Source organism: Streptomyces sp. NPDC001443 (assembly GCF_053597355.1).
In genome coordinates this window covers 1-4,416 of sequence record NZ_JBSFIA010000093.1, presented here as the reverse complement: position 1 = coordinate 4,416, position 4,416 = coordinate 1, and the positions used below count along the sequence as shown (strand labels likewise).

2 protein-coding genes are annotated in these 4,416 nt (G+C 70.3%); one reads left to right on the top strand and one right to left on the bottom strand.

Annotated features, from left to right (window positions below):
* Window positions 1-2,192: ABC transporter (locus ACWC24_RS41765; RefSeq protein WP_450668153.1), on the bottom strand; the 2,192-nt coding region annotated here is incomplete at its 3' end.
* A gap of 824 nt (window positions 2,193-3,016) precedes the next feature.
* Here ACWC24_RS41765 and ACWC24_RS41760 point away from each other — a divergent pair.
* A complete protein-coding gene (locus ACWC24_RS41760) occupies window positions 3,017-4,138 on the top strand; it encodes a hypothetical protein (RefSeq protein ID WP_450668152.1) in 1,122 nt (373 codons plus the stop codon).
* Window positions 4,139-4,416 lie beyond the last annotated feature (278 nt).

Here is a 4,416-nt window from a genome sequence, read left to right as displayed (position 1 = left end):
TGCCCGCGGCGGGCTCGCTGCAGTTCGGTGGCCAGTTTGATGCGTTGCGCCTCACCGCCGCTGAGTTCCGTCGCGGGCTGGCCCAGCCGCAGGTACCCCAGTCCCACCTCGCGCAACGTCTGCAGACTGCGGGAGGCGGCCGGGACGGCGGACAGGAACTCGGCGGCGGCGTCGACGGACAGTGCCAGAACTTCCGCGATGTTCTTGCCGCGGTAGGTGACTTCCAGCGTTTCGGCGTTGTACCGGGCGCCTTCGCAGGTCGGGCACGGCGCGTAGGTGCCGGGCAGGAACAGCAGTTCCACCGCGACGAATCCTTCGCCCTGGCAGGTCTCGCACCGCCCTTCGGGCACGTTGAAGGAGAACCGCCCGGCCGAGTAGCCGCGCGCCCTGGCTTCGTCCGTCGCCGCGTACAGCTTGCGCACCGCGTCGAACATCCCGGTGTACGTGGCCAGGTTGGACCGGGGAGTCCGGCCGATGGGCTTCTGGTCGACCCGGACCAGCCGGTCGAACGACTCGACCCCCGACGCGTCCTGGACGTCGACCTCCAGTTGCGCCTCGTCGGGTTCCTCGGGTACGAGTCCGAGGTGGCCGCGGACGACTTCGGCGAGCACCTGCGTCACCAGCGTCGACTTTCCGGAACCGGACACGCCCGTCACCGCCGTCAGCACGCACAGCGGTACGTCGACGGACACGTCGTGCAGATTGTGGCGGGAGACGCCGCTCAGGTGCAGCCAGCCATGAGGTGTGCGCGGGCGGTGGTCGAGCGGCTTGGCGCGCCCGAACAGGTACTGGCCCGTGGCCGACTCCCCGACCCGCTCAAGGCCGGCGACCGGGCCGCTGTACAGCACGCGTCCGCCGCCCTCGCCCGCCCCGGGGCCGATGTCGACCACCCAGTCCGCCCGTCGTACGACGTCCATGTCGTGCTCCACGACGAACAGCGAGTTGCCCGCCGCCTTGAGGCGGTCCAGCACGTCAAGGAGCGGTTCCGCGTCGGCCGGGTGCAGGCCCGCGGAGGGTTCGTCGAGGACGTAGACGACGCCGAACAGCCCCGAGCGCAGCTGGGTGGCGATCCGCAGGCGCTGCGCCTCGCCGGGCGACAGGGTCGTCGAGCGGCGCCCGAGGCTGAGATATCCGAGGCCCAGGTCGAGCAGTACGTCGACCCGCGCGACCAGATCGCCGCAGATCCGGACCGCGACCTCGGTCGTCTCCCCGGATCGGGCGGTCGACGTGGTGGCGTCGGCCTCGGACCGCCCCGCGACGGGCCGCAGCAGCGCCACGACCTCTGTGAGCGGCATCGCGTTGATCTCGGCGATGGATCGTCCGGCGAAGGTCACGGCGAGTGCCTCGGGCCGCAGTCCGCTGCCGTGGCAGGCGGGGCAGGGCACACTCCTGACGAACCGGAGCGCCCGCTCGCGCATCTTCTCGCTCTTGGAGTCGGCGAGGACGTGCATGACGTGCTTGCGGGCGCTCCAGAACCTGCCCTGGTAGCCGTAGTCGACGCGGTCCTCCTCCGGCTGGATGTACACGGAGGGCTGCTCGTCCGTGTACAGCAGCCAGTCCCGGTCCTTCTTCCTGAGCCTGCGCCACGGTCGGTCGATGTCGATCCCCAGGCCGCTCACGACACTGCGCAGGTTGGCGCCCTGCCAGGCGCCCGGCCAGGCGGCGATCGCCCCTTCGCGGATGCTCAGCGAGGGGTCCGGGACGAGCAGGTCCTCGGCGACGTCGTGCACGACGCCCAGTCCGTGGCACTGCGGGCAGGCGCCGGCCGCGGTATTGGGGGAGAACGACTCGGCTTCCAGCCGCGCGGCCCGGGGCGGATAGGTGCCGGCGCGCGAGTACAGCATGCGCAGCAGATTGGACAGCGTGGTGAGGGTGCCGACCGTCGAGCGCGAGCTGGGCGAGCCGCGTCGCTGCTGCAGGGCCACGGCCGGTGGCAGTCCGGTGATCTCCTGCACGTGCGGTGCGCCCACCTGTTGCAACAGCCTTCGGGCGTACGGCGCCACGGACTCGAAGTAGCGCCGCTGGGCCTCCGCGTAGAGCGTGCCGAACGCGAGCGAGGACTTGCCCGAACCGGAGACGCCGGTGAAGGCGACCATCGCGTCCCGCGGAACGTCGACGTCGATGTTCCGCAGGTTGTTCTCACCGGCGCCCCGGACATGCACGAAGGGGTCGGTCGCGTCCTTGTCCACCATTCCTGATTACCCGATCGCGCCGCGAACCGCGCGACAGGCGCCGTCACCGGGCCCCGCTCACCCGAGCGCTCGGAGAAATCCCCATATGAGACAGTCGGGGCCTTCGCCCGCCCCCCTGCCGGCGAACGCGGTGGTTCGCCTCCTGGTGGCGCACTCGCCCCGGCGGCTCAGCCCCAGGTCGCGAGCACGCACCCATGGCGACCATGACCGAGGACGGTCAAGGGCAGCCAGTACGTCCCCCACCGCACCGGAGACCCCGGAGTCTTCGCCGCGGGCGACGTCAGGTGCGGCCCGGGCCGGTTGACTCGGGCCATCCCGCTCAGAGCGTGGTCTCCGATGGTGAACTGGATGCGCTGCATCTGCCCGACCAGTTCCCGGGCGGCGGCGATGATCTGCTCGTAGCGCCCGCGGCACCGGCGACAACACCTCGACCCAACTCCCAACAGGGTCAGTCCAGTTCGAGATCCATCACCAGCAATGACCGCAACTGACCGTCGGAAACCGAATCGGGCACATCATCGGATCGCTGGTCAGGGCGCGCCGTGGGAGCTGTTCGAGCCGTAACTCCCGGGCAGGACACCGAAGCGGGGTGTCCGGTGGCACAGCGTGCGGTGCCGACCGGGTGGCGCGGAGCTGGTGTTCGCGGTGGCGCACGCAACCGTGTGGCCCGGTGGTGGAGCAGGTCCTGCACGGGGAGCACGAGGAGATCTGAGCGTACCGTCTGCGCCTGCCGGCAGGGGTCAGCGTGTCACACGGCGTCGGCGTTGCCTGGGGGGCATCCTGTGGCCACGTGCGATCGCGGGGGCAGCCGACGGGAAGGAGTCATGCGGGTGCCGTCTCAGGACGTTACGGTCGTGGCTCTTCTGGCGGATCCGGATGCGCCGACGGAGATCGCGCAGCGCATGGCCCGGATGCTTCCTGATCGGCTCGCCGGCAGGTCAGGCGGGGGACGGCGGTTCGACGTCGAGGTGGTCAGTGAGCCCTTCACCGCAGGGGCCGAGGACCCGCCCACCTTGATGCACCGGATCATGGACCGCGGGAGTGAGGGGGACTGGGACATCGTGGTGGCCCTCACCGACCTTCCGCTGCACTCCCATGGGCGCAAGCTGGTGGTGGATCTGAGTCACGAACACGGCTTGGCGCTGCTGTCTCTTCCCACGCTGGGGGGCTTGCGGCTGCAGACAAGGGCCCGGCAGGCCGTGGAAGAAGCCGTGCTCAGCCTGGTCGGCCCGCAGGCCACCGGGCCTGAGGGGCCTGCGGGAGGCCAGCCGCTGCGGGGGCCTTTCGTCGCTCGTCTCGCGCCTATCCATCCGGGCCAGGTCGGTGAGGAGGACATCGCCGATCTGCGGTACGTGGTCAAGGGGCCGCGCGGTTACCTGAGGGTGCTCCTGGGTATGGTCCGCGCCAACCGGCCGTGGCGCCTGGTGCCGGGCTTGTCGAAAGCCCTGGCGGCCGCACTCGCCACGGGGGCCGTCGCCACCGTGAACTCCACCATCTGGAACCTGGCCACCTCCCTGAGCACGCCACGCCTGGTGATCGCCATGGTCGGGTCTGTCGCTCTCATGGTCGGCTGGCTGATCGTGGACGCGAACCTGTGGCACCGGACGGAGGAGGTTTCGCCGGAGGCGAGGAAGAGGGCGGCTCTCTACAACGCCTCGACGGTGGTGACCGTGGGTATCGGGGTGATCGTCTGCTACGCGGGTCTGGTGGTCATCAACCTGGTGTGGGCGCTGTTCATCCTCAACGCCCGGGTGTTCGCTTCCACGACCCGCACCCCGCTGAACGCCACGGAGTACTGGGTGTTGTCCTGGTTCGTCGCTTCGGTCGCCACGGTGGGCGGCGCGCTGGGATCGGGCCTGGAGAGCGACGAGGCGATCCGGGCAGCCGCCTACTCCAAGCGCGAACAGGAGCGCCGCAGCGCGCTGCAGGACGACCCCGGTGACTAGTGTTCGGTGGTCGTCCGGGTCCGGAGATATCGCTGACCGGCCGGTGCGTGGTTGTTTCGCCTGGGGGGCCGGCGGGGACCCGGACGCCATGCCGCCGGAGCGCCGAAGGTTCGCCTGGCGGGCCGGTGGCACATGACCGTTCCATCTGATCCAGGTGAACGGCCCGCAGGGGCTGCGGAGCCACGGACCCCGTCGGCACTTCCGAGCGCCGGGCTCCGTACGTCCTCTCCGTCACCGCCATGCCACGACATCAAGGGACGTCATCATGAAGGCAGCGG